We start from the raw sequence: 25,524 nt of genomic DNA, 5'->3' as shown, positions 1-25,524 counted from the left end.
CATCTCTATTGACTATTGTGGATGACCAACTTCTAAGCATCAAAAATGCTGGAAACACATGCTTGGTAGGAAAAATTAATTAATTATGGATAAAAAGACCTGAAGATTTGACATCAACTATAGAATATTAATTAATTGTGAATTTTTCCCAATCCCAAGTTCAGACTATTTTATTCCTAGTTCTTTACAAACTCCTTCCATTGACTATTAATTATTGACTAATAACTATAAACTCATAACTTATCACTCCTGTCTACTACTACAAATGACTGAAGCAACAGCACCTCGTCTCGAAATTGGCGTTAAGGAAACCGTACCGGCGATTCACTACCTGGTAGCAATGCCCCAACCAGAAACCCATCTGTTTGAGGTGAGCTTGCTGCTGGTTAATCACTCATCCCCAACACTCGACTTGAAAATGCCCGTCTGGACACCAGGCTCCTATTTAGTGCGGGAATATGCAAAAAATTTACAAGATTTTGCCGTTTTTGCTGGGGATCAGCCCTTGCCTTGGCGTAAAATCAGTAAAAACCACTGGCAGGTAAACACAAACGGTATTTCTGAATTAACAGTCCGTTACCGCATATTTGCCAATGAGTTATCGGTACGCACAAACCATTTGGATAGTACTCATGGTTATCTTAACGGTGCAGCCCTGTTTTTTAGATTACGAGGCTGTGAAGGGTTGCCAATTCAAGTGACTATTGTACCGCCCCATCCTGAATGGCGAGTAACTACTGCCTTGCCATCAGTTGATGGACAGTCTTCTACTTTTTATGCAGCTGATTTTGATACTCTTGTGGATAGCCCCTTTGAAATTGGTTATCACGAGTTGTATCACTTTGAGGTATTGGGAAAACCTCATGAACTAGCTATTTGGGGTCAGGGAAATTACCAAGCACAACAAATAATTGCTGATATTCAAAAAATCATTCATGTAGAAGCCCAGATGTTTGGCGGCTTGCCTTACGACAGATACGTGTTTCTACTGCATTTGTTTGCCCAAGCTTATGGCGGTTTAGAGCATAAAAACTGTTGCTCCTTAATTTATCAGCGTTTTGGTTTTAGCTCACCAGATAAATACGATCGCTTCATTCAACTGGTGGCACACGAGTTCTTTCACTTGTGGAATGTTAAACGGATTCGCCCAAAAGCTTTAGAAGTTTTTGATTACGACCGTGAAAATTATACATCTTCTTTGTGGTTTTGTGAAGGAACTACGAGTTACTACGATTTGTTAATTCCCTTGCGGGCAGGAATTTATGATGCCAAGTCATATTTTCATAATTGGAGTAAAGAAATTTCGCGGTTTTTAACTACACCAGGGCGGAAAGTGCAATCACTGGCTGAGTCAGGGTTTGATGCTTGGATTAAACTTTATCGCCCAGATGCTAATAGCAATAATTCACAAGTTTCCTACTATCTGAAGGGCGAAATGGTTTCTTTATTGCTAGATTTGCTAATTAGACAGCGGTCGAAAAATCAGCGATCGCTAGATGACGTGATGCGGCTGATGTGGTGCAAATTTGGCAAACAAGAAATTGGTTACACACCCGAAGAATTGCAAGAAGTAATTGAATCTGTTGCAGAAATGGATTTGACTGACTTCTTTAATCGCTACATTAATGGCACGGAAGAATTGCCTTTTAATCAGTACCTAGAACCTTTTGGCTTACAGGTGATTGCGGATAGAGAAGAAGAACCTTACTTTGGTTTGAGGTTAAACAGCGAGAATGGACGAGAGATTGTGAAATTTGTTGAATTTGGTTCACCCGCACAATTGGCGGGAATTGATGCAGGGGATGAGTTGCTGGCTATTGCCGGCATACGAGTAACATCTCATCAACTAAGCGATCGCTTAAAAGATTACCAACCAAACGACATCATTCAAGTTACCGTCTTTCATCAAGATGAACTCCGCACTTGTTCTGTCACCCTGACTGCACCACGTCCTAGTAAGTATCAGGTAGTTCCAATCAACAATCCTGATGCTATACAAAAAGAAAATTTTGCTGCTTGGTTAGGTGTACCAATAACGACTCTGCGTTAATACTGCTACTCTTAAATATTTTAGTTACTGAGTAACAACTAAATAGGGGCGCAATATAATATGTTGCGCCCCTAAATATGTGTACCACTAAATATCCGCATACGGAAAAAATAAATCATATTTTTTGGCGTTGAATGAAGTTTCTCTACCTAGAGATAGGCTTGAGGATAACTATTTTATACTTGAGCAAGATGAAAATAAAATAAGGTAAGTAATCAATTAGACTTTGCCAACAACCTCTTATTGGAAATCTTGACAAATAGATTATGCACTTTTTTGATAAATTATACATAAATATCGCCCAAAATCAAAGCTTACTATTTGTAGGACTTGATCCCAATCCAGAGATGATGCCTAGTCGTTATCGATCTCAAGACGTGATTACTGGTTTGGAGAATTGGTTGCAATTTATTATTGAAGAAACTGCGGATTTTGTTTGTGCATATAAGCCAACACTCGGCTTTTATCAGGCTTTAGGCATTCCTGGTTTGGAACTGTTATACAAAACTTTAGCGACTATCCCCAGTCATATTCCAATTATTTTAGATGCCAAACATAGTGATTTAAATACTAGTAGTATTTTTGCCCACACTGTATTTGCAGAATGGCATGTGGATGCAATTACTCTCAGCCCATATCCAGGGCAAGATCATGTTGCGCCGTTTTTGGTTTATCCTGATAAAGCAGTGTTTATTTTATGCTGTACTTCTAATCCTGGAGCCGAAACTCTACAAAAATATCCGGCTAATGATTCACCCCTTTATTTACAAGTGGTCAAAGAAGCAAAAAACTGGGGAACACCCAAAGAATTAGCTTTAGAAGTGGGAACGACTAATCCTGAAGTTTTGGGTTTAATTCGCGCAGTGGCACCAGAAAGAACCATAATGGCACGTAGCATTTGGGCTGAGGGTAGTAGTCTTAAGCAAATTTTAGAAGCTGGCTTAAATAGTCATGGTGATGGATTGCTAATTCCTGTACCTCAAGATATGCTGTCAAACCCAAACTTATCCCAAGAAATTCAATCTTTACGTGCCGAAATTAATCAAATAAAAAGTCAAATTACAGCTGATGCTTCTAGCTGTTCTTTATGGCTACCTGATGTTCGTTTTGAGGATCAGCAACTCCAAAATGATTTAATTTTGCAACTTTATGATATTGGTTGCATTATGTTTGGTAAATTTGTGCAAGCATCAGGAGCGACGTTTCCTTATTACATAGACTTACGCAAAATTATTTCTAATCCGCAAGTTTTTAATCAAGTTCTTAATGCTTATGAAAAAATTATCAGAAATCTGACTTTTGATAGATTGGCTGGTATTCCTTATGGTTCTTTGCCAACGGCGACTGGTTTAGCTTTGCGTTTAAATTGTCCAATGGTTTTTCCTCGTAAAGAAGTGAAAGCACATGGAACTCGCAAGGTAATTGAAGGCAATTTCTTGGCTGGTGAAATAGTAGTGGTAGTAGATGATATTCTCATTAGTGGTAAAAGTGTGATGCAGGGAGCAGAAAAATTGAAATCTGCTGGCTTAAATGTGCATGATATTGTAGTTTTAATTGACCATGAACAAGGAGTGCAAGCCAGACTCCGCGAAAATGGTTATCGAAGTTATGCAGTTTTCACTATTTCCCAAATCGTCAAAACTTTGTACCAAGCAGGAAGAATCAATGATGAGCAACTTTTAGCTTTTACTGAAAGCTAGGAATAATTATGAATTTATCAGTTAATCGACTCTTAACATGGCTAATTTTAATTTTGTTATTTCCCTTATTTTTTCTTAATGGATGGTTATTGTTGCGATTTTTTCAATATTTTCAACCTTTAGTTACTATTCTTGTTTTAGCTTCTTTATTTGCGTTTATTTTAAATTATCCTGTTTCATTATTGGAAGGAAAGGGAGTTAAACGCAACTATGGAGTTACACTTGTTTTCATATTAGCAAGTTTGATTTTGGTGACTTTGGGAATTACATTATTACCCATAGTTTCTGAGCAATTTAATGAAATGGTTAAATTACTGCCTCAATGGATTGATTCGACTGAAACAAAATTGCAGGGTTTAAATGATTGGGCTTTTAGTCAGAGAAGCAACATAGATTTTAGTCAAACTTTTACTAAGATTACTGATAAAATTCCCGATGAATTGGAGTATCTGTCAGATAAACTTTTAAGCATTATTATCGATACAATTGATAGTGTTTCGGGAGCATTAATTACAGTAGTTTTAAGTTTTTACTTGTTGTTAGATGGGTCAAGACTTTGGGATGGTATCTTTAAGAAGATGCCTGGTGATTTTACCCAACAAATAAGTAAATCTATTCAGCAAAACTTTCAAAATTACTTGATCGGTCAAGGAACATTAGCTGTACTGATGGGGCTTGCCCAAACATTCATGTTTTTGTTGTTTCAAGTCCAGTTTGGCCTGTTATTTGGTTTGGGGGTAGGAATTTTCAGCTTGATTCCCTTCGGAGATGTGTTGAGTTTGATTGTTATCACTTTAATTATAGCTACCCATGATTTTTGGTTAGCAGTAAAAGTACTGGCAGTAGCTGTGATTATTGATCAGTTAATTGATCAAGCGATCGCACCTCGATTGTTAGGTAGTTTTACAGGGCTAAGACCCATCTGGGTGTTAATTTCTTTATTGGTGGGAACTTACATTGGTGGTGTTTTAGGATTAATTATTGCTGTACCAGTGGCTGGTTTTATTAAAGATGTTACAGATGGCTTTGCTATATCTCATGATGCTAATACTACGGTGGCAGGTGAAGATGCAGAAATACTTCCACAAGAATCTACATCTGCTTGAAGAAGAGTTCAGCGGTCAGAACAAAAGCTTTAAATTACTCTCAAGACCACTACGCTGATACTTGAAGATTCGATACTGCTTTACCAACATCAGTCGTATAAATACAAGTGCTGAACTCTTTGTTTTTAAATGCCTTTAAATCCCATTTCGGCTTCTACTTGTTGTATTTGTGTAGATTCTACTTGATCGGCAACAGTGAGAAGACGAGTTTGCCGCATAACTCCTAGTTGGCTGATTAATATCCCAACTATAATCAAGCTACCACCTATATATTGAGGTAAAGTCGGAGCTTCATCTAAGATGAAATAAGCAGATACAATACCTGCAATTGGAGTAAATGAACCAACTAAGGAAGCGACAGAAACCGTAGTAGCTCTCAAGCCTTTAAACCACAGGGACTGACCTAAAACGACGATTACCACACTATAAAGCAACATCCATCGCCACAAAAAAGGTGAAAATACTTCGGCAAAATGATGTTGTCCATATAAGCGTAAAGCCAGAAAGAAAAATACTACACTTCCTAGAGCAGTGCGATAGATGGTAAAAATTCCTAAAGGAATATGGGAGACATATTTTTTACCAAGCACTGTAGCTACTGCTGCTGCTACTGCTCCGACTGCTGTAAGAATTTCGCCAGTACCTAAATGAAACCCTGGCATATTCATCATGGCATGTCCAGGCGGTTGGAGTAAGACAGTTAGTGTAACGCCAACAAAAGCAACGATCGCACCAATAATTTCCCAAATATTTACCCGTTCTCTTAATAACCAGATTGATAAAGCTAAAGCCAGTGGCGGTTCTAATCTACCAACTAAAATCACATTGTTAACATTAGTAAGTGCTAGTGCCTGGAAAATTAAACCAGGAGTTAAAGCTCCTGATAGGATCGAGACTACCGATAACACTAGCCAATTCTGGACAGATATTTGCTTTATTATTGTTTTGTTCCACTGTCGCCTATAGATGATGAACAGCACCATCAAGGCACAGATATTGCCAACAAACAAAACATTACACAGCGAAATTGGGTTTCTACCATTTATTAAGTTTTGCGAACCAATTTCTGTTAATTTTCGAGTAACTGCACCAGATGCTCCAAAAATGAGGATTGCCACCCAGAGATAGGCTTGGTTAGGAATTTTGTTAATTAAACGATGCCATCTTCTCAGGCTAGTCACAGCAATACCACTTGCAGTTGCAATAGAAGTAACGTCAACAATACTAAAAATCTTAGCTTAAGTCCAGGTGAGAACAGCCTGAAACAGCCTTAAAAATTAGCTGAGATTTTTGAAATCATAATTACCTGAGAAAATGCTGAGTTTAAACTGAATCTTATTAAGGAATAAATTCAGACAATTCATGGCTTAGTTTCAGATGAGCTTCAGTAGTATCTGAGATGCTCTGAATAGCTACGAAGCTCAAACATAAGGAATTAACCCATGAAATTCGCCCCTTCATTACTTACAGGTGTTGCTATAGCTGGTTTATTGTCAGTTGGAAATGTTTCATTTCAGGCTGTAAAACCTTCAATTTCATTACTTCCAGCCTCAGCTGCTGATGCTACAGGTTTGTCTGCTCAACAAAAAATTGATTTGATCACCAAGAACAAGGGTGTTTTTGGTAATGGTGATCAGCTACGTCGCTTCTTCTTTGGTGACCTTGAACCTATCGGAATTCAACCTGGTGGTGCAGGTCATGTAGTTAATCTCTACAACAAAGCTAACGATGTGACATTTTCTTACTGTTCTACTTTTGATGTAGTTGTAGCTGTGAAAAAAGGTAAAGTTGAGAAGTTTCCAGCCAACGAAGTTAAGTAATTTTTTGTAGTAATTAAGTAATATAAATAAATTTTAGGGTAGCGAACATGATACTGGTTGCTACCCTAATCTTTTTTTTGGCTAGTTTGATATCACAACGGAGAAGGGGAGATTCGAACTCCCGGAACCTTTCGGTTCATCCGATTTCAAGTCGGACGCATTCGACCACTCTGCCACCTCTCCAGTAAAACTGTCGAGCGACTGCTTACCGTGTTTTTTTGGTGAGCAATAAAGCTGACAGATAATAATATATCTTACATCTACGCAGGTTGCACTACTGGAAGTAAATATCTACAACTTACTAGGGGAAAGCTCATACAAAATTTCCTCTGAGATCACCTGTAAATCTTTGCCTACCCAAACTAAGGCAGCTTTTGTGACTAGGCCTGCCTCTAAGTTGACAATGGAGAAATTCCGCTGCTTGTATCCGTCATTTTTAACAATTCTGGGGACGCTGGCTGCATTCAAATAAATAGTTCCTTCTGGACTTCTAAACACTGATGTACGCAACACTTTTTTGGTGTGCCGCAGAGTGTGGTGCATGTGTCCAAAGGTAACTAGGGGAATGGTTTTACCAATGTTGATTGTCTGAGAAATAGCTTCGGCAAAATCTGGATCACCAAAATCGCCGCCGATGGGATGCCAATCTTTACCACAGGGGTCTTCGGGGCGATCGCCTAAGCCACTCGGCCCGTTGTGTCCAAGAAAGATAATTGCTTCACCAGCAGCACTTTTGACCACATTAGTAATTTTAGCTGCTGATTCTGACAAATCTGTGACACCGTAACGTTCTTTGCAGATGTCTGCAAATCTCCATTCTGGGCCACCCCAACTAAAAGGACGACCGCCAACCACTGTTAAATTCCATTCGGGAAAATCTAGCTTGCTGTAACCGACATGGGCTGCACCCAATAAATCTAGTTGTTCTTGCACCCAGTCTTCAACAGAGCGATCGTAGGGACATTTCTTTCGTCCCCATTCTGTAGCAGTGTACCAAGCATCGTGGTTGCCCATGATTGCTGCTTTGGGGATATCAATGGAAGCGATCGCCTTTACCACTTCCACTGATTCATTGCCAAAATCTCCCACAAATAGCACCAAATCCACACCCAAATGTTTGAGTGCAATGGCATCGTCCACTTCCCATTGGTCGTGAATATCTCCAACTACAGCAATTTTGAGAGTTTTTGATGGTTTTGTTTGACTGGTCATGCCGCTTTCCTTGCTGTCTATCTCCAGGATATGAAACTCAGCCAAATTTGGACACAATCTTCTGATAAGTATGGAAGAGAACAGGATTAACCGAGCGATCGCTAAACCATAATCTTACCTACCGCAATTGTTTTTCTCTGTTGAAGACTAATTATTCAGGAACAAATATTATCTAGACTGAGTATTAATTACTATTTTTTTCTAGATTGATAGTTTAATTTAAAACTCTGAATTGATTAGCTGAATCCTAATTTTTTTACTTTTCAAGCTAGTCATTATTTGCTAATTTGAGTAGGAAAACCGTACTAAATTGGCGCACAATTCCTACCTGATAAATATGTGTTTGGGTAGGTAAAATCATTGTATAGCTTAAGTAATGCTGTGATTGATCAAAGCTTAAAAAATTTCATACAGCATTAATAGGAGAGCATAAATATGGGAAATCAATTTAAAACAGTTGCTTTGCTTGGTGCGCTCAGTGGTTTATTAATTGCTATCTGTTATTGGGTAATTGGTGGCACTAGCGGCTTAATGATAGGTATAGGTTTAGCAGCAGTCACTAATTTAATTTCTTGGTATCAATCAGATAAGATTGCACTTGCCGCATATCGGGCCCAGCCAGTGAGTGCAGCCGAAGCACCAGGACTTTATCGAATGATGGAGAAATTAGCTGCACGCGCTAACATTCCCATGCCTGGAGTTTACATCGTTCCCGGTCAAACTGCTAATGCTTTTGCCACAGGACGCGATCCAGAACACGCGGCTGTGGCTGTGACTGAAGGTATTTTACGTATCCTGCCAGAAGACGAATTAGAAGGTGTAATTGCCCACGAACTAACGCATATTATTAATCGTGACACTTTAACCCAAGCCGTAGCTGCAACGATCGCCGGTGCTATCTCTTTCTTGGCACAAATGGTGAGTTACAGTTTGTGGTTTAGTGGTGGTTCCCGCGATGATGACAGAGGCGGCAATCCGTTAGGAATATTGTTAACTGTATTGTTAGCACCAATAGCCGCAACAGTAATTCAACTAGGCATTTCTCGCACCCGCGAATTTTCTGCTGATGCTGGTTCGGCAAAATTAACAGGTAATCCCCGCGCTTTAGCCCGCGCTTTGCAAAGATTAGAAGCCACAGCACGACAGTTACCTTTAGATGCGAACCCAGCTTTTGAACCTTTGTTAATTATCAATCCTATCTCTGGCAAGTTTTTGGGTAACTTGTTTTCGAGTCACCCTGATACAGAATCACGGGTTGAACAGTTGCTGAAATTAGAACAACAACTGTCAACAAAATATTAGTCATTCGTCTTTTGTGGAAAACTGAATTAAGAGGATATTGTAACTATGACTGGTAATAATTTTGAATCAATTGAATCTACTGTAGTTGTAGAAATCAGTTCTCAAACGAACGAAATGGTAGAAGCTGAAATGGCTGGGGAAACTGATGAAGTGAAGCATGAAACCAAAGCTTTAATTGAAGCACTCAAAAGACGCGCCCAAGCTGAGGCTGAATCAGCCGGAACCCTCACCCGCGAAACATATTTAAATGCTGTGCGCCAAGCCAGAGAAGCCATTGAAGGCGAAAAACTCATTGAACGCGATCGCCTGGAAAATGCTTGGGCTGTCATCCAAGAAGAAGCTGATAAAAACTGGCATTTACTATGGAAAGAATTTGCTGATTTTGGCGATCGCTTCCAAAGCGCAGCCAAAGCCGCCTGGGAAGCCTTCAATGCCCCTCGTAATCACAATTAAGCAGTTTGGTTATTGAGACATTTCTTGTGGGGTGGGCCGAAAAGCCTGCCCATTTTATTTTTAACTCAAATCTAAAATTTATAGTAGTAAACAGAAAAATTATGACAACAGATATTATTTTTATTGGCCCTATGGGTGCTGGTAAATCTACTGTTAGCAAACTTTTAGCTAATCAGCTTGGTATTCCCCAATGCTCAATGGATGAATACCGATGGAACTATTACCAAGAAATTGGCTATGATGAGGAATTAGCAAAACAGAAACGTGAAATAGAAGGCTTATTAGGTGTTTACCAATATTGGAAACCTTTTGAAGCTTATGCTGTAGAAAGATTACTATCAGAACATAAAAACTGTGTGATAGATTTTGGTGCAGGGCATTCTGTCTACGAAGATACTTCCCTATTCCAAAGAATGCAAAAAACATTAGAATCTTATCCTAATGTTGTTCTTTTACTACCATCACCTGATTTACATGAGTCGCTGCAAATTTTAAACGATCGCAACGAATATATCCCTGATGGCAGTCCCAACATTAATGAACATTTTCTGAGCCATCCCTCAAATTATCTTCTGGCAAAGTTTATTGTATACACAAAAGATAAGACACCACAGGAAACTTGCAATGAAATTTTAGATTTGTTGGGTTATGGCTATAAAACTTAGAACGTTTAAATCTGTAACTTTCACCAATAAAGCATTTCAGCCCTAGAACAGGGCGAAACACAAGCAATCTGCCACTTACCCCTAGCCTCCTGCTAAGATATTATGCCATCGGTTCTTCAATCAGATACTATTGATGCTAGATAATGGGAAAGCTTTGACTTTTATTGACCCATCTAGCCCGGAAGAACACATTAACTACTATGCGAACTCACTATTGCGGCGAACTCCGAAAAGAAGATATTGGAGAAACTGTTACCTTGTACGGATGGGTAGACCGTCGCCGCGATCATGGGGGCGTGATATTCTTGGATTTACGCGATCGCTCTGGTACAGTCCAAATTGTCAGCGATCCGCAACGCACCCCCAACTCCTATGAGCAAGCCAATGCTTTGCGGAATGAATACGTCGTCGAAATTACAGGTAGGGTAACGCAACGTCCCGAAGAATCTCTCAATACCCGCATTCCCACAGGTGAAGTAGAAATTTACGCGGATAAAATTACATTGTTAAATGCTGTCCGCAAGCAGCTACCATTCCAGGTTTCCAGTGCTGACACTGAATCGGTGCGGGAAGACTTAAGACTAAAATACCGTTATTTGGATTTACGGCGCGATCGCATGGCACAAAATATGCAACTGCGTCATCAAGTCGTCAAAGCGATGCGTCGCTATTTAGAAGATGGGGAAAATTTCATCGAAGTGGAAACCCCAGTGCTTACCCGTTCTACTCCCGAAGGTGCGCGGGATTATGTTCTACCCAGTCGCGTCAACCCTGGCGAATGGTTTGCTTTACCTCAGTCACCGCAACTATTTAAACAAATCTTGATGGTATCTGGTATGGATAGATACTATCAAATTGCTCGTTGTTTCCGGGATGAAGATTTACGCGCCGACAGACAGCCAGAGTTCACCCAATTAGACATGGAAATGAGTTTCATGTCTCAAGAAGAAATTATCGAACTCAACGAAAAGTTAGTTTGTCAGATTTTCAAAACCGTTAAAGGTATTGAGTTACCCCATCCCTTCCCCCGTTTAACATACGCTGAGGCGATGGAACGTTACGGTAGCGATAAACCCGACACTCGCTATGATTTAGAATTAGTCGATGTTTCCGATATCCTCAAAGATTCCGGTTTTAAAGTCTTTAAGGATGCTGTCGCCCACGGTGGTATCGTCAAAATTCTGCCCATTCCCAATGGTAACGAGCAAATTTCTAATGTCCGCATTAAACCAGGTGGCGATATTTTCCGAGAAGCTAGTGAAGCTGGGGCGAAGGGTTTAGCTTACATTCGTGTGAGAGAAGATGGCGAAATTGATACCATCGGTGCAATTAAAGACAACCTCACCGCGGAACAAAAAGCCGAACTTCTCGGCCGCACAGGTGCAAAAGCTGGATATTTGTTATTGTTTGCTGCTGGTGATGTTGGTACGGTCAACAAAACTTTAGATAGATTACGGCAATTTACTGCTAAAGAATTTGGCTTAATCAATCCTGAAAAACTCAATTTGTTATGGATTGTTGATTTCCCGATGTTCGAGTGGAATGCTGACGAAAAGCGCCTCGAAGCATTACACCACCCATTTACCGCACCCCATCCCGACGACATCCACGACTTAAAAACAGCCCGCGCCCAAGCTTACGACTTGGTATTTAACGGCTTTGAAGTTGGCGGTGGTAGTCTGCGAATTTATCAACGAGAAATTCAAGAACAGGTGTTTGAAACCATTGGTTTGTCACCGGAAGAAGCACAAAGTAAATTTGGTTTCCTCTTAGAAGCTTTTGAATACGGTACACCGCCACATGGTGGTATCGCCTACGGTTTAGATCGTTTGGTGATGTTACTTGCTGGCGAAGAATCTATCCGCGATGTCATTGCTTTTCCCAAGACACAACAAGCTCGTTGCTTGTTAACAGATGCGCCTTCTGGGGTAGATATCAAGCAATTGAAAGAATTGCACGTTGCTTCGACTTACAAGCCAAAGGCTTAATAAAAAGTCAAAAGGTAAAAGTAATAAAGATATATTCTAGGACTTACGCATTGACAGAAAAGCCAAAATAACAGGTAGAGGTTTTAAGGTTGATAGCTAGACTTTTGAATAAGATTTTAGCGATCATACTCAATTAAAGGTGATTGATAAAAGCCTGAAACAACGTATTTACGTTGGTACACAAGATAGTTATTTTGTACATTGCGTAAGTCCTATATTCTTTTTACTTTTGACCTTTAACTTTTGCCTTAATTTCTGCTGTCTGACTCTTCCCCAACAAAAAACCCGCCGAAGCGGGGATTTCCACACAACAAAACTATAAACAATCAACTCTTGCTTTCGGGAATTTAGCCAAGGTATCTCATTTCTGCTTCTAGTTGATTAATCAACCTTTGATCACCTTGAGATCTAGCTACTTCTAAACGATGTTCTAGATTTTTTCTCAGGTTTTGTCTGTGGACTTCTTTGGTTTGTCTCACAGCTTGTAATCTATTTTGACTCATAGTGATTACCTCTTTAAGCTTTTTTATGTCTATTTATCCTAACATAACATATATTTTGTAGCTGTTGCTACAGAAAATTATGTCTTTATATATATTTTAATAAATTTCTGATGTTAAAGAGTCAACTCAATCAAGCATCACTCCTAACGTTACTCAGCGATTTTGGCGATCGCGATGTTTATGTTGGAGTAATGAAAGGTATAATTGCCCAAATCAACCCGCTGTTAAGGGTTGTAGACTTAACACACCAAATTCCACCACAAAATATTGCGGCTGCTAGATTTTGCCTAATGAATGCGTATCCCTACTTTCCCGATGGGACAGTACATATAGCAGTGGTAGATCCGGGGGTGGGTGGTAAAAGACGGGCGATCGCTGTAGAATTTGCAGGTGGGTTTTTAGTCGGCCCTGATAATGGCATATTCAGTGGAGTATTAAGCCAAAACCCCGCCATTGCTGCTGTGGAACTGACAAACACTGATTACTGGCGAACACCTCAACCTAGCCGCACCTTTCACGGTAGAGATATTTTTGCACCCGTGGGAGCTAACCTTGCTAGTGGTGTTCCCCTAAAATATCTGGGAAAAGAAATCAATCCCGCAACTTTATTACAGATAGGAATGGGCAAATGTCAAACCACTAGTTGTGGTGTTTTGGGACAGATTCAATATATAGATAACTTTGGTAACTTAATTAGCAATATTCCGGGAAATTACGTCGTAGGTAAAACTTGGTTAGTAAAAATAGCTGGGTTGACAATACCAGGGTGTGAAACGTACAGTGATGGCGAAGTTGGCGCAGCTGTCGCCCTAGTGGGGAGTCATGGCTGGGTAGAAATTGCCATTAATGGCGGGAATGCAAATTCACAGTTGCAGATCAACTGGCAAGATACTTTAGAAGTGATTAATCATTAGACTAGAAACAGGCATTACTGCACACTCACCACTGTTGTTATATGACTACGCAAACCTTATCTCCATCACCAGTGTATCAAGGCCAGTTTGGCGAATTTACCATTAATCAAAGCGATCGCACTAGTGTAATTATCTATCGCGCTGGCTTAATGATAGCTGCACTTAGCTTTGCTATAGGTACTGCTTTGACATTGTTTTACAATAACCCAACTACCATCCAAGCAATTACTCCGTTATATACTTGCTTTAGTTTAGCTCTTGGTGTGAGTTTGCTGACTATCCATATATATATGGCTCCACTGCACCGAATTTTACAAGTTTTTTGGTTAATTGGGAGTATTTCGGCGTTTATATTTGCTCATTTTGACAGTCAACCTTTTGCGGTGACTGTATACACAAACCCATTGACTATTTTAGGTATAGGTTTTACTTTCGCAGCGTTGACAGGCATTTATTTTAAAGAAGCATTTTGTTTTAACCGTCTCGAAACCAAAGCTTTAACTTTCACAGTTCCCATACTTTTGTTAGGACACCTTGTCGGAGTTTTACCAATTCAGTTAGAACAGATTTTATTAGGAGTTTGGGCGACTTTATTTTTAGTATTTGCTTTGCGAAAAACCTTCCAAGCAATTCCCGCCGATATTGGTGACAAATCTGTATTTGCTTATTTAAAAGCCCAAAGTTCAGCTAAGGTTTAATGCGGTTAATTCAACGCCAAGAAATTTGGATACTTACGGCGCAGGGATGGGCTTTATTTTTGGCGGTTTCGGCTGCTGCGATATTTTTTATCGTTCATAATTTGTACCCATTCCTCGCCGTAAATTCTCCAATAAAATCAGCCGATGCTTTAGTTATTGATGGCTGGATATCAGATTACGCTTTAGCACAAGCCGCCGCCGAATTTCACACTGGTTCTTATCACCAAATATTTACCATCGGCTCAAAAATAGAACAAGGATTTTATCTGTCTGAGTATAATAATTTTGCTGAAATTGCTGCTAGTACATTATCTAAATTAGGCGTACCCGAAGAGAAATTGATTGTTGTTCCTGCTTTTAATGTAGTGAGGGATAGAACTAATGCTTCTGCTGTAGCATTATTGCAGCATATATCAGATAAAAATTTGCCGATAAAGTCAATTAATTTATTTACAACTGATGCTCATGCTCGTAGAAGTTGGTTGATATTTAAAAAGATATTTGCTCCCAAAATTCAAGTCGGAATTATTTCTGCCAAACCTCAAGACTATGATGTTCAAAAATGGTGGAATTCTAGCCAAGGCGTGCGGGTAGTCATCAGTGAAGCGATCGCCTACGTTTATGCCAGATTGGTAAATTGGCAATTATAGTCAATGATTACATATCTTCTCCTCTATACCCTTGCACCCTCATAGAGTCTTTAATTTATTTGCCTCCTATTTTTGGTAAAAACTACTATAATTGAATCCACTGGACAAAACATTTGCAACCCAAAACAACCCCTAACTGTGTTTACAACTGCATTTGCACCAACAGACAAAACCCAACTGGGTGAACTACCACGCGATTTATTTGCGGCTATTGAGCATCTCAAACAGGAACTCAACGCGGTCATCTTAGCCCATTACTATCAAGAACCAGACATTCAAGATATTGCAGACTTTATTGGTGATTCATTACAACTAGCGAAAGCCGCAGCAGAGACAAACGCTGATGTAATTGTCTTTGCGGGTGTACATTTTATGGCAGAAACCGCCAAAATACTCAATCCTGATAAATTAGTACTATTACCTGATTTAGCGGCTGGTTGTTCTTTAGCCGATAGCTGTCCACCAAAAGAATTTGCGGCTTTTAAAGCAGCGCACCCCAATCATCTGGTGATTTCCTATATCAACTGCTCGGCTGATATCAAAGCCATGAGCGATATTATCTGCACCAGTTCTAATGCGGTCAAAATTGTGCAGCAGATACCAAAAGACCAGCCAATTATTTTTGCGCCAGACCGGAATTTAGGGCGCTATGTGATGGAACAAACTGGTAGAGATTTGGTACTGTGGCAAGGTAGCTGCATTGTGCATGAAACCTTTTCGGAAAAGAAAATAGTTCAGTTAAAAATAGCACATCCCCAAGCCGAGGCGATCGCTCACCCAGAATGTGAAACTAGCGTTTTGCGCCACGCCAGCTATATTGGCTCGACAGCAGCTTTACTTAAATATTGCCAAACCAGCCCGTCTCAAGAATTTATTGTGGCGACAGAACCGGGAATCATTCACCAAATGCAAAAACTTGCTCCCAATAAGCAGTTTATTCCTGCGCCACCGACAAATAACTGTAACTGTAACGAGTGTCCTTTTATGCGACTAAATACATTAGAAAAACTGTATTTAGCAATGAAAAACCGCGCTCCCGAAATTACCATGTCTGAGGATATTCGATTGGCGGCGCTGCGTCCTATGCAACGGATGTTAGAAATGAGTGCTTAGTTCGCTCAATTATTCGTGAACAACAAGATACCCGACTTCTTGAAGAAGTTGGGTATCTGAGCAAGCTATCACACTATTTGATTGGAAAAAAATGCTGTTTGAGTACATCCACCTGTGAACAGTTCCAATAATCAATGTGAGAAATAATTAAATCGTCAGCATTGAGCAGTAATTCACTCCAGCCAGAAATAGCAATGCGGGGTTTCCAAGGTAAGGGACTATTCCAACTTAGTGTCCACTCAGTTTTGATGGTGTCTCCTAAACGTTGAATGTTGTGCAAATCCATTTTGGGATTTAAAAAGAAAGTCTTGATAAATTTAATCATCCATTGATACAGTTTAACGCCCCGGAATTTAAAAACCATGTCTTGAAAATAAACATTTTCTGCGTAAATTGAATATGTTTGATTTTCGGGAAATCTTTGATAGTCATTTTTGAGAGTTTCGATAATATCCATAATCAATAAGCACTTTATTTTAATATTGGCTGTAGAGATAAGGCAGGAGACTTCAGACTTCACACTTCATTCCAAAGCCGTTCTAGTTGAGATCGCCAAGTTGCTAATACTTGTTCTCGATCATCAACAGATTGGTTAATTTCACCCATTACGCCTTCGGCATAAAATCTATCTAAATTTTGCATTGTGGCTTGTAGAGATTGTCCTTGCTGTTTTGCAGCTTGAATAATTTGGCGGAGGCGGTTTTCAATAAAGTGATTGAAGACATCATTTAAGCCAGATTTATGTAGAGATAATAATCTGGCGATCGCATTTGCCAAATCTGCACTCGCTAATGTACCACTATTGTGGTGATATACTCCCCAAACTACCCCATCATAGATGGCGTAGCGGACTTCTTGAGTTTCATCAAAGTTAGCTTCTAAAAACTGTGTTAAAAACGTTTCAGCTTCTTGTAGCGGCATAATTGGCAATAATACTCGCAACCAAGTTTGGTCTTCTGACAGCAACACTAACAACCGAAAAGTCGATGAGTCTATTTGCCAAGATCCAGGTGCGATCGCATTCACGGCTTCTTCACTAAATAATTCTGTCAATGTTACCGCAATTTCTTCAGGTGTCATAGTCTAGATTGTAGCTTTACCATCTAGGGTAACGCTTTCATGTATCTAAGTTGTTGTGTTGTCATTTATCATTGATGAGTTTTCTAGACTCCTAAAGCAATTTGCATAAATTCTCGGATCAGCTGTGATATCTCTACAGAAAGATTTGTGTGATCTACGAGGATAAATTTATGAATATTTTATCTAAAACTAGTAGAAATAATCGTCAGGTTTCTAAAAAATGTCTCACAATCAGTGCTTTGGCTACCCTTGTGCTGACAGGAGGATTAGCAGTTCAAAGTGCTGATGCTCATTGGTATCAATGGTATCGTTCCACTGGTATTGTTTATACCCAAAGTAACATTCCCACTCCTAATGGTAACTCTATTCTTGGGTTCCGCAGCAATGCTTTAGGTACACTCACACCACTACCCACAGCATCTTTTCCAACTGGCGGTGCAGGTATTCCTAATGCTCCCATCACTGGGAGAGGCCCTTTTTTTATTACAGCTTTTGCATCTGACCAAGAAGTGATTGTTAACCCTGAAAAAACACGGCTTTTTGCTGTAAATTCTGGGTCAAATACTATCGCTGTGTTTAACATCAACAAAGATGGTAATCTTTCTCCTGTAGAAGGATCGCCGTTCCCTAGTGGGGGAGTAGCGCCAGTTAGTCTAGGTTTAGCAGGCGATATTCTCACTGTAGTTAATCAAAACTTATTACCTCAGATTCCCACCCAGGAAGCCAACGATTCTCTGCCAAACTATACTACCTTCCGCGTAACTCCAAGGGGTAGACTAATTCCCATTCCAAATTCTACTGCTTCAGTTCCCAGAGGTTCTTTACCAACCCAAGCACTCATCTCTCCTAACAAACGTTTGCTATTTGGGATGGATGGCGGGACTGGCTTACTACGCTCTTATCAAATTCTTCCTAACGGTCGTTTGCAACAAAGCCCAAATTCACCACAACAGCTACCTCCAGCAGCATTTCCGCCAAATCCATTAGGTCTCACACTAGGACTCCAAGTTCATCCCCGACAACCAATTTTGTATGTAGGCTTTACACTCAGCAATCAACTAGGAGTCTACTCATACGAGCCTGATGGCGATTTACACCTCCTCAGAACTGTACCTAATTCGGGTAGAGCAATCTGCTGGCTGGTTACTAATCGCGCGGGAACTCGTCTCTATACTACAAACCCTCTTGACAACAGTGTGACTGTCTATGATATCGGACGAAACCCAAGCTCACCAGTAGAAATTCAGAGGGTTGTACTGAGAGGAGAAATGGGAACTGGTGGCGCTCAACTAACTCTAGATTCTACTGAGTCATTTCTACACGTTGTCTCTCAATCAGCTGTAAATATTATGCCTGCGAATAATAGAATATCTGTACTGAAGGTGAATCAGTATGATGGAACTGTGACTGAAGTATCTTCTTCACCTCGATTAATACCATCGGTAAATAATAGTTTCCCGCAAGGCATTGTGGCTAATTAACGTTAGGTTTTGTCTTCAGTCAAAAACCCAAGGGTTTGATGAGGAAAGCAGTCTCAATAACATAAATTTCATCGCCAAGCATGAAAAAGCATATAAACCCTCTCAGACTGATAGTCTGCCATTTAGTCTAAACTCCAGTAATTATATGCTTTTTCATTTGTATTGTTGTAAATTACAACTTACAAATCAATTAGATTCTACAGCTATTTTTGCTTAATACCAAATAGTTCTAAACCTTTCCGAGACTCTGCTAAAAAACGCTTTTCTATAGCGCGATATTGAGATGATGATACATTTTCAATGGTATTGTCTAGATGCCAAGCTGCAACTAACTTTTGATTACGGAAACCATATCTGTGAAAATCTTCAGCACTGACGTGAATTAACTTTCCATTTTTGTATTTTAATACAGCAACATCCAGAGCGTCATTTTCACTGCCATCAGATGCTTCAACACTTTGGATATATAAAGATATTGGCTTACCCTTAACTTGGCAAAGATTATATATAAAAATACCTTTTTTCCTTTTTTGGAGAGGACAGTTTTTTGGCTCCACATCACCTTGGAAGTGTTTCTCAGTGACAAAGGATTTATTGGTGGCGAAAGATGGCAAACCCGTAGACAGTAGCAAAGATGAAATTGTCAACAACCTAAGTAAATTATTCATGTTTTAATATCTCAATTTTGTCTTAATTACCGAGATATTATAGCTAAAAATATTATATTTTCTATTCAGTGATTGCACTGATTAATTAATCTATTTGCTCTTAGATATTCTTGGTTTTTCTATATTTTTGGGTAATATCAATCCAGAAAATTTTTGCAGTAGATAGAAAATTAAAAATAATATAGCTATAGCAATCCTAAATGATTTATAAACATCTTTCTCCCTTGTCTACCCTGTCATCCTTGTCTCCATTTAATTACTTTAGTCATAGAGCAATCAGAAATTATTAGTGACTTTAGTCATAGAAGAAAACAGTCCGTTTTAGCTGATAATAAATTGCAAACTTGAAATTTTCGACTTATATAGTCACTATAGCAATGATATAAGATTAAGCAATTTAAAGTCCGAGCATTCAGGTGCTGGGACTTAGATAACTAGCTCGGTAGCCATTTTGGACAACGGACACAGTTATGAAACTTGATACATCAACCCCTGTAGATTCATCAGCTTTACCTTCAGAGCCGAAAACCAGAAAAAAGTATAATTGGCTACCGTGGCTACTAATACTGGGGCTGTTGGGTGGGATTAGCTATGGTATTTATTACAGAGTAGCCGTAATGCCACGCCAAGAAGCCAGACAAAAAACCTTAACACAGTCAGTAGAAAGACAAAATTTAGCGATCGCAGTTTCCGCTAATGGTACAGTCAAGCCGGAACGTTCTATTAACGTCAGTCCCAAAAATTCGGGAGTACTCAAAACACTGCTAGTTAAAGAAGGCGATTTTGTCAAACAAGGGCAAATTCTTGCTTACATGGATGATTCCAACCTGCGGGGAAATTTGACTCAAGCCCAAGGACAACTCGCACAAGCCGAAGCAAATCTGCAAAAAGCCCAAGCAGGTAATCGCCCTCAAGATATTGCCCAAGCGCAAGCGCAACTAGCCCAAGCTGAAGCAAATCTACAAAAAGTCGAAGCAGGTAATCGCCCTCAAGATATTGCCCAAGCGCAAGCACGTTTAAGAAGCGCCCAAGCTACTCTAGTACAAGCAGAAGATGATTTACGCCGCAATCAGGAACTATACAACTCTGGCGCTATTTCCCTGCAAACAGTCATTCAAAAACGGTCAACCCGTGATAGCGCCCAAGCCCAAGTCAATGAAGCACAACAAGCATTAGCACTGCAACAAGCAGGTTCACGCTCAGAAGATATTCAACAAGCCAGGGCTACAGTTAAACAGCAACAAGAAGCTGTAGCCTTGTTAAAAGCTGGAACCCGTCAAGAAGATATTGAAGTCGCCCGCGCTCAAGTCACATCGGCTCGTGGCTCATTGCAAAACATTCAAGCTCAAATTAATGACACTATCATCCGCGCACCTTTTGATGGTCTGGTGACGCAAAAATTCTCAGATCCTGGCGCTTTTGTCACTCCCACAACTTCAGGTAGCGCCGTTTCTTCAGCTACATCTTCTTCAATTTTGGCCTTAGCCTCAACAAATCAAGTTGTAGCTAACTTATCAGAATCAAATATTGCCAAAATTCGCATTGGTCAACCAGTGACAATTAAAGCCGATGCTTACCCAGGTAAAGTTTTTGCAGGTAAAGTCAGCCAAATTGCGGCTCAAGCAACTGTCGAGCAGAACGTTACCAGTTTTCAGGTCAAAGCTTCTTTGTCTGACCCGCAAAACTTACTCCGGTCTGGGATGAACGTAGATATGGAATTTCAAGTTGGTGAAGTAGAAAATGCTTTAGTTGTACCCACAGCGGCAGTTGTAAGGCGAGAACGTGCCACAGGCGTGTATGTTTTAGGCGCAGATGATCAACCTACATTTACTCGGATTGAAACAGGCGTTACCGTCAATAATTTTACAGAAGTTAAGTCGGGATTAACAGGCAACGAAAAAGTCTTGCTGAGTTTCCCGCCTGGTTCCAGACCACAGTCAACACCACGGGGCGGTGTATTCCCTGGTGTCGGCGGTGGGGGTGGTCGTTCTTCTGGTGGAGGTGGTCGTTCTGGTGGTAATGCTAATTAAAGGCAAAAGTAAAAGGTTTATATATTCAGGCTGTTAATCCAAAATTGCTATGGTGAAGAGTCTAGAGAAAATTTCCAAAATTCCTAAAATTCCCAGTAAGTCTACAGTGCCGTTGACAGAAATATTATCAATGGCGGTAGAGACACTGTGGAGTAATAAATTACGCACTGGACTCACTATGCTAGGGGTGATTATTGGTATTGCTTCCGTCATAGCTATTACCTCCGTTGGTCAAGGAGTGCAAAAAAGCGTTGAGAATCAAATCCAAGCATTAGGAACAGATGTTTTACAAGTTTTAGCGGGTGCGCCCAGAAGTGGAAATGTCCGCCAAGGTTTGGGTTCTACCACTACTTTGACTTGGGAAGATGCCAAAGCTATAGCGCAACAAGCGCCATCAGTAGATTTAGTTTCGGCCTATCTGCAAAGAAATGCTCAAGTAGTATATGCTGGCGAAAACACTTCAACGACAATTTACGGCACAGACTTAAATTATCCAGACGCACGTAATACTTATCCTCAAGAAGGGCGATTTTTTAATCAAGAAGAACTCGATTCTAGTAAGCAAGTTGCGGTGATTGGGCCGACAGTTAAAAGAACGTTATTTGGCAATAGTACAAAAGTCATTGGTGAACAAATTCGGATTCAGGGAGAAACTTATGAAGTAATTGGCATCACAGAACCGAAAGGCGCTCAAGGGCCAATGGATAGAGATGACCAAATTTTTATTCCCCTCACAAGTATGTCAGGGAGACTAGTAGGAAACAATGCTTTAACAGGTGTGTCAGTCAGTGGAATTTTAATTAAATCTAGCAATTCTCAAAAGTTAGAAGCGGCTCAATTTCAAGTTACCAATATTTTGCGCTTGCGCCACGAAATTTATCCACCGCAAGTTGATGATTTTCGGATTACTAATCAAGCTGATATTGTTAGTACATTCACGAATGTTGTCGGGTTATTTACGATTATGATAGTAGCGATCGCCGGAATTTCTCTGGTGGTCGGCGGAATTGGTATTGCTAATATTATGCTGGTTTCGGTGGTAGAACGAACGCGCGAAATTGGCATTCGCAAAGCCGTAGGGGCAACTAATGCGGCTATTCTCAATCAATTTTTAGCAGAGGCGATCGTCATTTCTATTGTGGGTGGTGGTATTGGCATGGGTAGTGGGATTCTAATTGCCTTTGTGGCTGCCAATATTTTTAAATTTCCTTTTGTGATTTCTTTTGCTTCAGTAATTGCAGGTTTTGGACTTTCATTATCTGTCGGTTTAGTTGCTGGTGTTATTCCGGCTCGCAATGCTTCAAAATTAGACCCTATTACAGCTTTACGTAGCGATTAGTTGAGAAGAGAGACTAGAGCTAAAAGTTATTAGAAAGAAATTAATAACTCATATTTTCACTAAACACTCAGCATTAAATAATATGGTAAACATGATTTGGATGGAATCTATTACTAAAACATATAAATTAGGAGAAATGAGTGTTCCCATTCTCAAGGGAATTCAATTAGCCATTGAAGAAGGCGAATATGTGGCAATTATGGGTGCATCAGGTTCAGGTAAATCGACGCTGATGAATATTCTAGGATGTTTAGATAGACCGACTAATGGCGACTATATTTTTGAAGGCAGAAACCTAACTACTTTTAATGATGATGAATTAGCATATATCCGCAATCAAAGGATAGGTTTTGTTTTTCAACAATTTAATTTATTAGCACGATCAACAGCACTAGAAAACGTGATGTTACCAATGGTTTATGCTAACTTACCCAAAAGTAAACGCCGCGAAAGAGCCTTGGATGCGTTAACAAGAGTGGGGCTAGGCGATCGCATTCTCAACCGTCCTAGTCAACTTTCTGGGGGACAACAACAACGAGTAGCGATCGCCCGTGCTTTAGTTAATCGGCCAGCATTAGTTTTGGCAGATGAACCCACAGGTGCGTTAGATACAGAAACTTCTTATGAAGTGATGAATTTACTCACAGAATTAAACCAGCAAGGCATCACAATTATAATTGTGACCCATGAACCAGATATTGCGGCTCAAACTCAAAGAACTATCCGCGTACAGGATGGTTTGATTGTCGGTTAAATTTGGCAATTGCGAATATCCTCCGTTCAGGTGAAGTCAGACAAAATCAAATATCGTAAACTCTCTGTTTTACTCCCCATTCCCTATTTTCTCATTAGTATCTAAACCTTATGCTGTCTTCTGTGCATTCTACCTGGGTTGTTGTGGCGATCGCCCTATTAATTTCTGCTGTGCCAAGAAACGCTAATGCTCAAAATTCATCGCAGACACCGCCACAAAACTTAAATCCTAGTGCCAACCCTCTCCAATTTCCGACGAAAAGAGAAGAGGTGCAGATTCAAAAAACTGTCCCTATTAGTTTGGCGCAGGCTTTAGAATTAGCCAGACGCAACAATCGCAATTTACAAGTCACAATTTTAGAGTTAGAACGCAGTCGCGCTGCACTCCGAGAATCTCAAGCGGCTTTGTTTCCCACTCTTGATATTAATGGAAGTGTGACTAACAGTGGTAATGGCTTTAGTAGTAGTGATTCTCAACCTAGTACCTCTTTTAACGGTACAGCACAACTAAATTATGACCTTTATACATCTGGCAGTCGTCAAGCAATTATTAAACAAGCTGAAGAACAGTTACGGATAGATGAGTTAGATGTCGAAAATCAATCTAGAGAAATTGAACTCAATATCAAAACTCAATACTACAACTTACAACAAGCAGATGAACAAGTCAGAATTAATCAATCTGCGGTAGCCAATGCTCAAGCCAGTTTGCGAGATGCTCAAGCCAGAGAACGCGCAGGTGTGGGGACAAGATTTGATGTGCTGCAAGCTCAGGTAAATTTAGCTAATGCCCAACAAGACTTGACTAATTCTCTGTCAGATCAGCAAATTGCTCGTCGTCAGTTTGGTACACTGCTCAGTTTACCGCAGTCAGTAGATATCACGGCAGCAGATACAGTTGCACTGGCAGGACTTTGGCAACCAAGCTTAGAACAAACTATTGTTGAAGCCTTTCAAAATCGCCCAGAATTGCGCCAACAAATAGCCCAAAGAAATATTTCTGAACAACAGCGACGACAGGCGTTAGCCCAGGTAAGACCGCAAGTTGGGTTAGTCACAAGTTATAACTTACTTGATCGCTTTGACGATAGTGTCAGCGTTACTGATGGTTATTCCATTGGACTGCAAGCCAGCGTTAATTTATTCGATGGGGGAGCAGCCAACGCCAGAGCGGCGCAAGCTAGAACTAATATTGCGATCGCCGAAACTCAATTTGCGAATCAGCGTGACCAAATTCGCTTTAATGTGGAACAATACTACGCTCAACTACGCTCTAATTTAGATAATGTGCAGACTTCTAGTGTGGGTTTAGAACAAGCTAGGGAAGCCTTGAATATTGCCAGAATTAGATATCAAGCTGGCGTAGGTACGCAAACAGAAGTCATCGAGGCAGAAAACGACTTGACCAGAGCCGAAGGTAATCGAGTTACGGCAATTTTAGATTACAATCGGGCTTTGGCTAATCTCCAACGCGCCGTTAGTGCTAGAGCCTCGCGCTAGATATCTATCTTCTATCTGAACCTAAATACCGAGATATTGTTACCCTAGCTGACAGCAAATGCAGTCATCAGTGTCAGAGCAACAAACAAGATAGCTACTATCCCCTGGACGACGTAGCGCTGTTGTTGTTTTGGTGAGGGATACTCTGCCAAAGACATCACGGGTTGAATAGCGTAGGTATTCATCATTCCCTCATCATCTACTGTGTAGCCAGTTGCAAGAGGCACATTCAGCAATTGATTGCCTTCTTTATTTATATGCCCTTGAACTTCAGCTGGGATTAGTTCACTGCCATCACTACGAAGATTTGCAATTGCTTTCTTCGGTTTTTTCCCCGCTTTTAAATCCCCTGCTTGATTGAAGTGCATTTCCAATGGTTCACAGATGTACACCTCAGATTCAATAAAGAAGCTGTTAGCAGTTATACAATTCTCTGAGTTGAGGGTCTTCCCTTCTTTATCGGTGTAGAGCATGGGCTTGACCTCATTTTTAAGTTCCA

The 25,524-nt window shown here is 40.2% G+C and carries 24 protein-coding genes and 1 tRNA gene; 17 read left to right on the top strand and 8 right to left on the bottom strand.

The window, feature by feature from the left end; all coding sequences use genetic code 11:
• The first annotated feature begins 265 nt into the window (after nt 1-265).
• The 3 genes from NOS7107_RS17745 to NOS7107_RS17735 all read left to right on the top strand — a co-directional run bounded on the left by NOS7107_RS17745 (nt 266) and on the right by NOS7107_RS17735 (nt 4,856).
• Complete coding sequence (locus NOS7107_RS17745; RefSeq protein WP_015114328.1) at nt 266-2,050, top strand: M61 family metallopeptidase; 1,785 nt, start codon at nt 266-268, stop codon at nt 2,048-2,050.
• A 266-nt stretch (nt 2,051-2,316) separates the two neighbouring features.
• Nucleotides 2,317-3,750: a bifunctional orotidine-5'-phosphate decarboxylase/orotate phosphoribosyltransferase gene (locus tag NOS7107_RS17740; RefSeq protein WP_015114327.1), complete on the top strand. Its 1,434-nt coding sequence runs from the start codon at nt 2,317-2,319 to the stop codon at nt 3,748-3,750.
• Between the two features lie 8 nt (nt 3,751-3,758).
• Nucleotides 3,759-4,856, top strand: coding sequence for an AI-2E family transporter (locus NOS7107_RS17735; RefSeq protein ID WP_015114326.1), 1,098 nt, complete (start codon nt 3,759-3,761; stop codon nt 4,854-4,856).
• Between the two features lie 125 nt (nt 4,857-4,981).
• Here the strand turns inward: NOS7107_RS17735 and NOS7107_RS17730 are convergent, their stop codons facing one another.
• Nucleotides 4,982-6,037 carry a DMT family transporter gene (locus NOS7107_RS17730; RefSeq protein WP_015114325.1) on the bottom strand — a complete coding sequence of 352 codons (1,056 nt, stop codon included), beginning with the start codon at nt 6,035-6,037 and terminating at the stop codon, nt 4,982-4,984.
• A gap of 261 nt (nt 6,038-6,298) precedes the next feature.
• Between NOS7107_RS17730 and NOS7107_RS17725 the strand changes: the two genes are divergently transcribed.
• Nucleotides 6,299-6,676 carry a hypothetical protein gene (locus tag NOS7107_RS17725; RefSeq protein ID WP_015114324.1) on the top strand — a complete coding sequence of 126 codons (378 nt, stop codon included), beginning with the start codon at nt 6,299-6,301 and terminating at the stop codon, nt 6,674-6,676.
• Between the two features lie 98 nt (nt 6,677-6,774).
• Here NOS7107_RS17725 and NOS7107_RS17720 read toward each other — a convergent pair.
• Both NOS7107_RS17720 and NOS7107_RS17715 read right to left on the bottom strand, forming a co-directional pair.
• A tRNA-Ser gene (locus NOS7107_RS17720) sits at nt 6,775-6,859 on the bottom strand.
• Between the two features lie 108 nt (nt 6,860-6,967).
• Nucleotides 6,968-7,888, bottom strand: coding sequence for a TIGR04168 family protein (locus NOS7107_RS17715; protein WP_015114323.1), 921 nt, complete (start codon nt 7,886-7,888; stop codon nt 6,968-6,970).
• Between the two features lie 435 nt (nt 7,889-8,323).
• Here NOS7107_RS17715 and NOS7107_RS17710 point away from each other — a divergent pair, with 435 nt between their 5' ends.
• The 4 genes from NOS7107_RS17710 to aspS all read left to right on the top strand — a co-directional run bounded on the left by NOS7107_RS17710 (nt 8,324) and on the right by aspS (nt 12,296).
• Nucleotides 8,324-9,190: a zinc metalloprotease HtpX gene (locus NOS7107_RS17710; protein WP_015114322.1), complete on the top strand. Its 867-nt coding sequence runs from the start codon at nt 8,324-8,326 to the stop codon at nt 9,188-9,190.
• A 45-nt stretch (nt 9,191-9,235) separates the two neighbouring features.
• Complete coding sequence (locus NOS7107_RS17705) at nt 9,236-9,643, top strand: hypothetical protein (protein ID WP_015114321.1); 408 nt, start codon at nt 9,236-9,238, stop codon at nt 9,641-9,643.
• A 101-nt stretch (nt 9,644-9,744) separates the two neighbouring features.
• Complete coding sequence (locus NOS7107_RS17700; RefSeq protein WP_015114320.1) at nt 9,745-10,308, top strand: shikimate kinase; 564 nt, start codon at nt 9,745-9,747, stop codon at nt 10,306-10,308.
• Nucleotides 10,309-10,508: 200 nt separating this feature from the next.
• On the top strand, nt 10,509-12,296 hold the full coding sequence (aspS, locus tag NOS7107_RS17695) for an aspartate--tRNA ligase (protein ID WP_015114319.1): 1,788 nt from the start codon (nt 10,509-10,511) through the stop codon (nt 12,294-12,296).
• Between the two features lie 347 nt (nt 12,297-12,643).
• On the opposite strand, the gene NOS7107_RS29040 is transcribed toward aspS, so the two are convergent.
• Nucleotides 12,644-12,799, bottom strand: coding sequence for a hypothetical protein (locus NOS7107_RS29040; RefSeq protein ID WP_015114318.1), 156 nt, complete (start codon nt 12,797-12,799; stop codon nt 12,644-12,646).
• A gap of 110 nt (nt 12,800-12,909) precedes the next feature.
• Here NOS7107_RS29040 and NOS7107_RS17690 point away from each other — a divergent pair, with 110 nt between their 5' ends.
• The 4 genes from NOS7107_RS17690 (at nt 12,910) to nadA (ending at nt 16,174) form a co-directional block, all read left to right on the top strand.
• Nucleotides 12,910-13,713, top strand: coding sequence for an S-adenosyl-l-methionine hydroxide adenosyltransferase family protein (locus NOS7107_RS17690; RefSeq protein ID WP_015114317.1), 804 nt, complete (start codon nt 12,910-12,912; stop codon nt 13,711-13,713).
• 41 nt (nt 13,714-13,754) lie between these two features.
• Nucleotides 13,755-14,411, top strand: a complete 657-nt coding sequence (locus NOS7107_RS17685; protein WP_015114316.1) for a DUF2301 domain-containing membrane protein — start codon at nt 13,755-13,757, stop codon at nt 14,409-14,411.
• Nucleotides 14,411-15,061: an ElyC/SanA/YdcF family protein gene (locus NOS7107_RS17680; RefSeq protein WP_015114315.1), complete on the top strand. Its 651-nt coding sequence runs from the start codon at nt 14,411-14,413 to the stop codon at nt 15,059-15,061. Before NOS7107_RS17685 ends, NOS7107_RS17680 begins: the two co-directional genes overlap by 1 nt.
• A 138-nt stretch (nt 15,062-15,199) precedes the next feature.
• Nucleotides 15,200-16,174: a quinolinate synthase NadA gene (nadA, locus tag NOS7107_RS17675; protein WP_015114314.1), complete on the top strand. Its 975-nt coding sequence runs from the start codon at nt 15,200-15,202 to the stop codon at nt 16,172-16,174.
• Between the two features lie 73 nt (nt 16,175-16,247).
• On the opposite strand, the gene NOS7107_RS17670 is transcribed toward nadA, so the two are convergent.
• Nucleotides 16,248-16,631 carry a DUF2358 domain-containing protein gene (locus NOS7107_RS17670; protein WP_015114313.1) on the bottom strand — a complete coding sequence of 128 codons (384 nt, stop codon included), beginning with the start codon at nt 16,629-16,631 and terminating at the stop codon, nt 16,248-16,250.
• A 59-nt stretch (nt 16,632-16,690) separates the two neighbouring features.
• Entirely contained in the window at nt 16,691-17,254 is a 564-nt protein-coding gene (locus NOS7107_RS17665; protein WP_015114312.1) for a hypothetical protein, read from the bottom strand.
• Between the two features lie 170 nt (nt 17,255-17,424).
• Here NOS7107_RS17665 and NOS7107_RS17660 point away from each other — a divergent pair, with 170 nt between their 5' ends.
• Nucleotides 17,425-18,735, top strand: coding sequence for a beta-propeller fold lactonase family protein (locus NOS7107_RS17660; RefSeq protein ID WP_015114311.1), 1,311 nt, complete (start codon nt 17,425-17,427; stop codon nt 18,733-18,735).
• A gap of 203 nt (nt 18,736-18,938) precedes the next feature.
• Here NOS7107_RS17660 and NOS7107_RS17655 read toward each other — a convergent pair whose 3' ends face one another.
• A complete protein-coding gene (locus NOS7107_RS17655) occupies nt 18,939-19,403 on the bottom strand; it encodes a hypothetical protein (RefSeq protein ID WP_015114310.1) in 465 nt (154 codons plus the stop codon).
• A 470-nt stretch (nt 19,404-19,873) separates the two neighbouring features.
• On the opposite strand from NOS7107_RS17655, the gene NOS7107_RS17650 reads away from it, so the two are divergent.
• The 4 genes from NOS7107_RS17650 (at nt 19,874) to NOS7107_RS17635 (ending at nt 25,025) form a co-directional block, all read left to right on the top strand.
• Entirely contained in the window at nt 19,874-21,433 is a 1,560-nt protein-coding gene (locus tag NOS7107_RS17650) for an efflux RND transporter periplasmic adaptor subunit (RefSeq protein ID WP_015114309.1), read from the top strand.
• A 49-nt stretch (nt 21,434-21,482) separates the two neighbouring features.
• Nucleotides 21,483-22,772 (top strand): ABC transporter permease, encoded by a 1,290-nt coding sequence (locus NOS7107_RS17645; RefSeq protein ID WP_015114308.1) that lies wholly within the window; start codon nt 21,483-21,485, stop codon nt 22,770-22,772.
• Nucleotides 22,773-22,854: 82 nt separating this feature from the next.
• The gene (locus NOS7107_RS17640) at nt 22,855-23,526 is read left to right on the top strand and encodes an ABC transporter ATP-binding protein (protein ID WP_015114307.1); all 672 of its coding nucleotides are present in this window, start codon (nt 22,855-22,857) and stop codon (nt 23,524-23,526) included.
• Nucleotides 23,527-23,636: 110 nt separating this feature from the next.
• Entirely contained in the window at nt 23,637-25,025 is a 1,389-nt protein-coding gene (locus NOS7107_RS17635; RefSeq protein ID WP_015114306.1) for a TolC family protein, read from the top strand.
• A gap of 44 nt (nt 25,026-25,069) precedes the next feature.
• On the opposite strand, the gene NOS7107_RS17630 is transcribed toward NOS7107_RS17635, so the two are convergent.
• Nucleotides 25,070-25,498, bottom strand: coding sequence for a ssl1498 family light-harvesting-like protein (locus NOS7107_RS17630; RefSeq protein ID WP_015114305.1), 429 nt, complete (start codon nt 25,496-25,498; stop codon nt 25,070-25,072).
• Nucleotides 25,499-25,524: the final 26 nt, after the last annotated feature.

Source organism: Nostoc sp. PCC 7107, assembly GCF_000316625.1.
Taxonomy (GTDB): domain Bacteria; phylum Cyanobacteriota; class Cyanobacteriia; order Cyanobacteriales; family Nostocaceae; genus Nostoc_B.
This window is presented reverse-complemented; position numbering and strand designations above follow the sequence as displayed.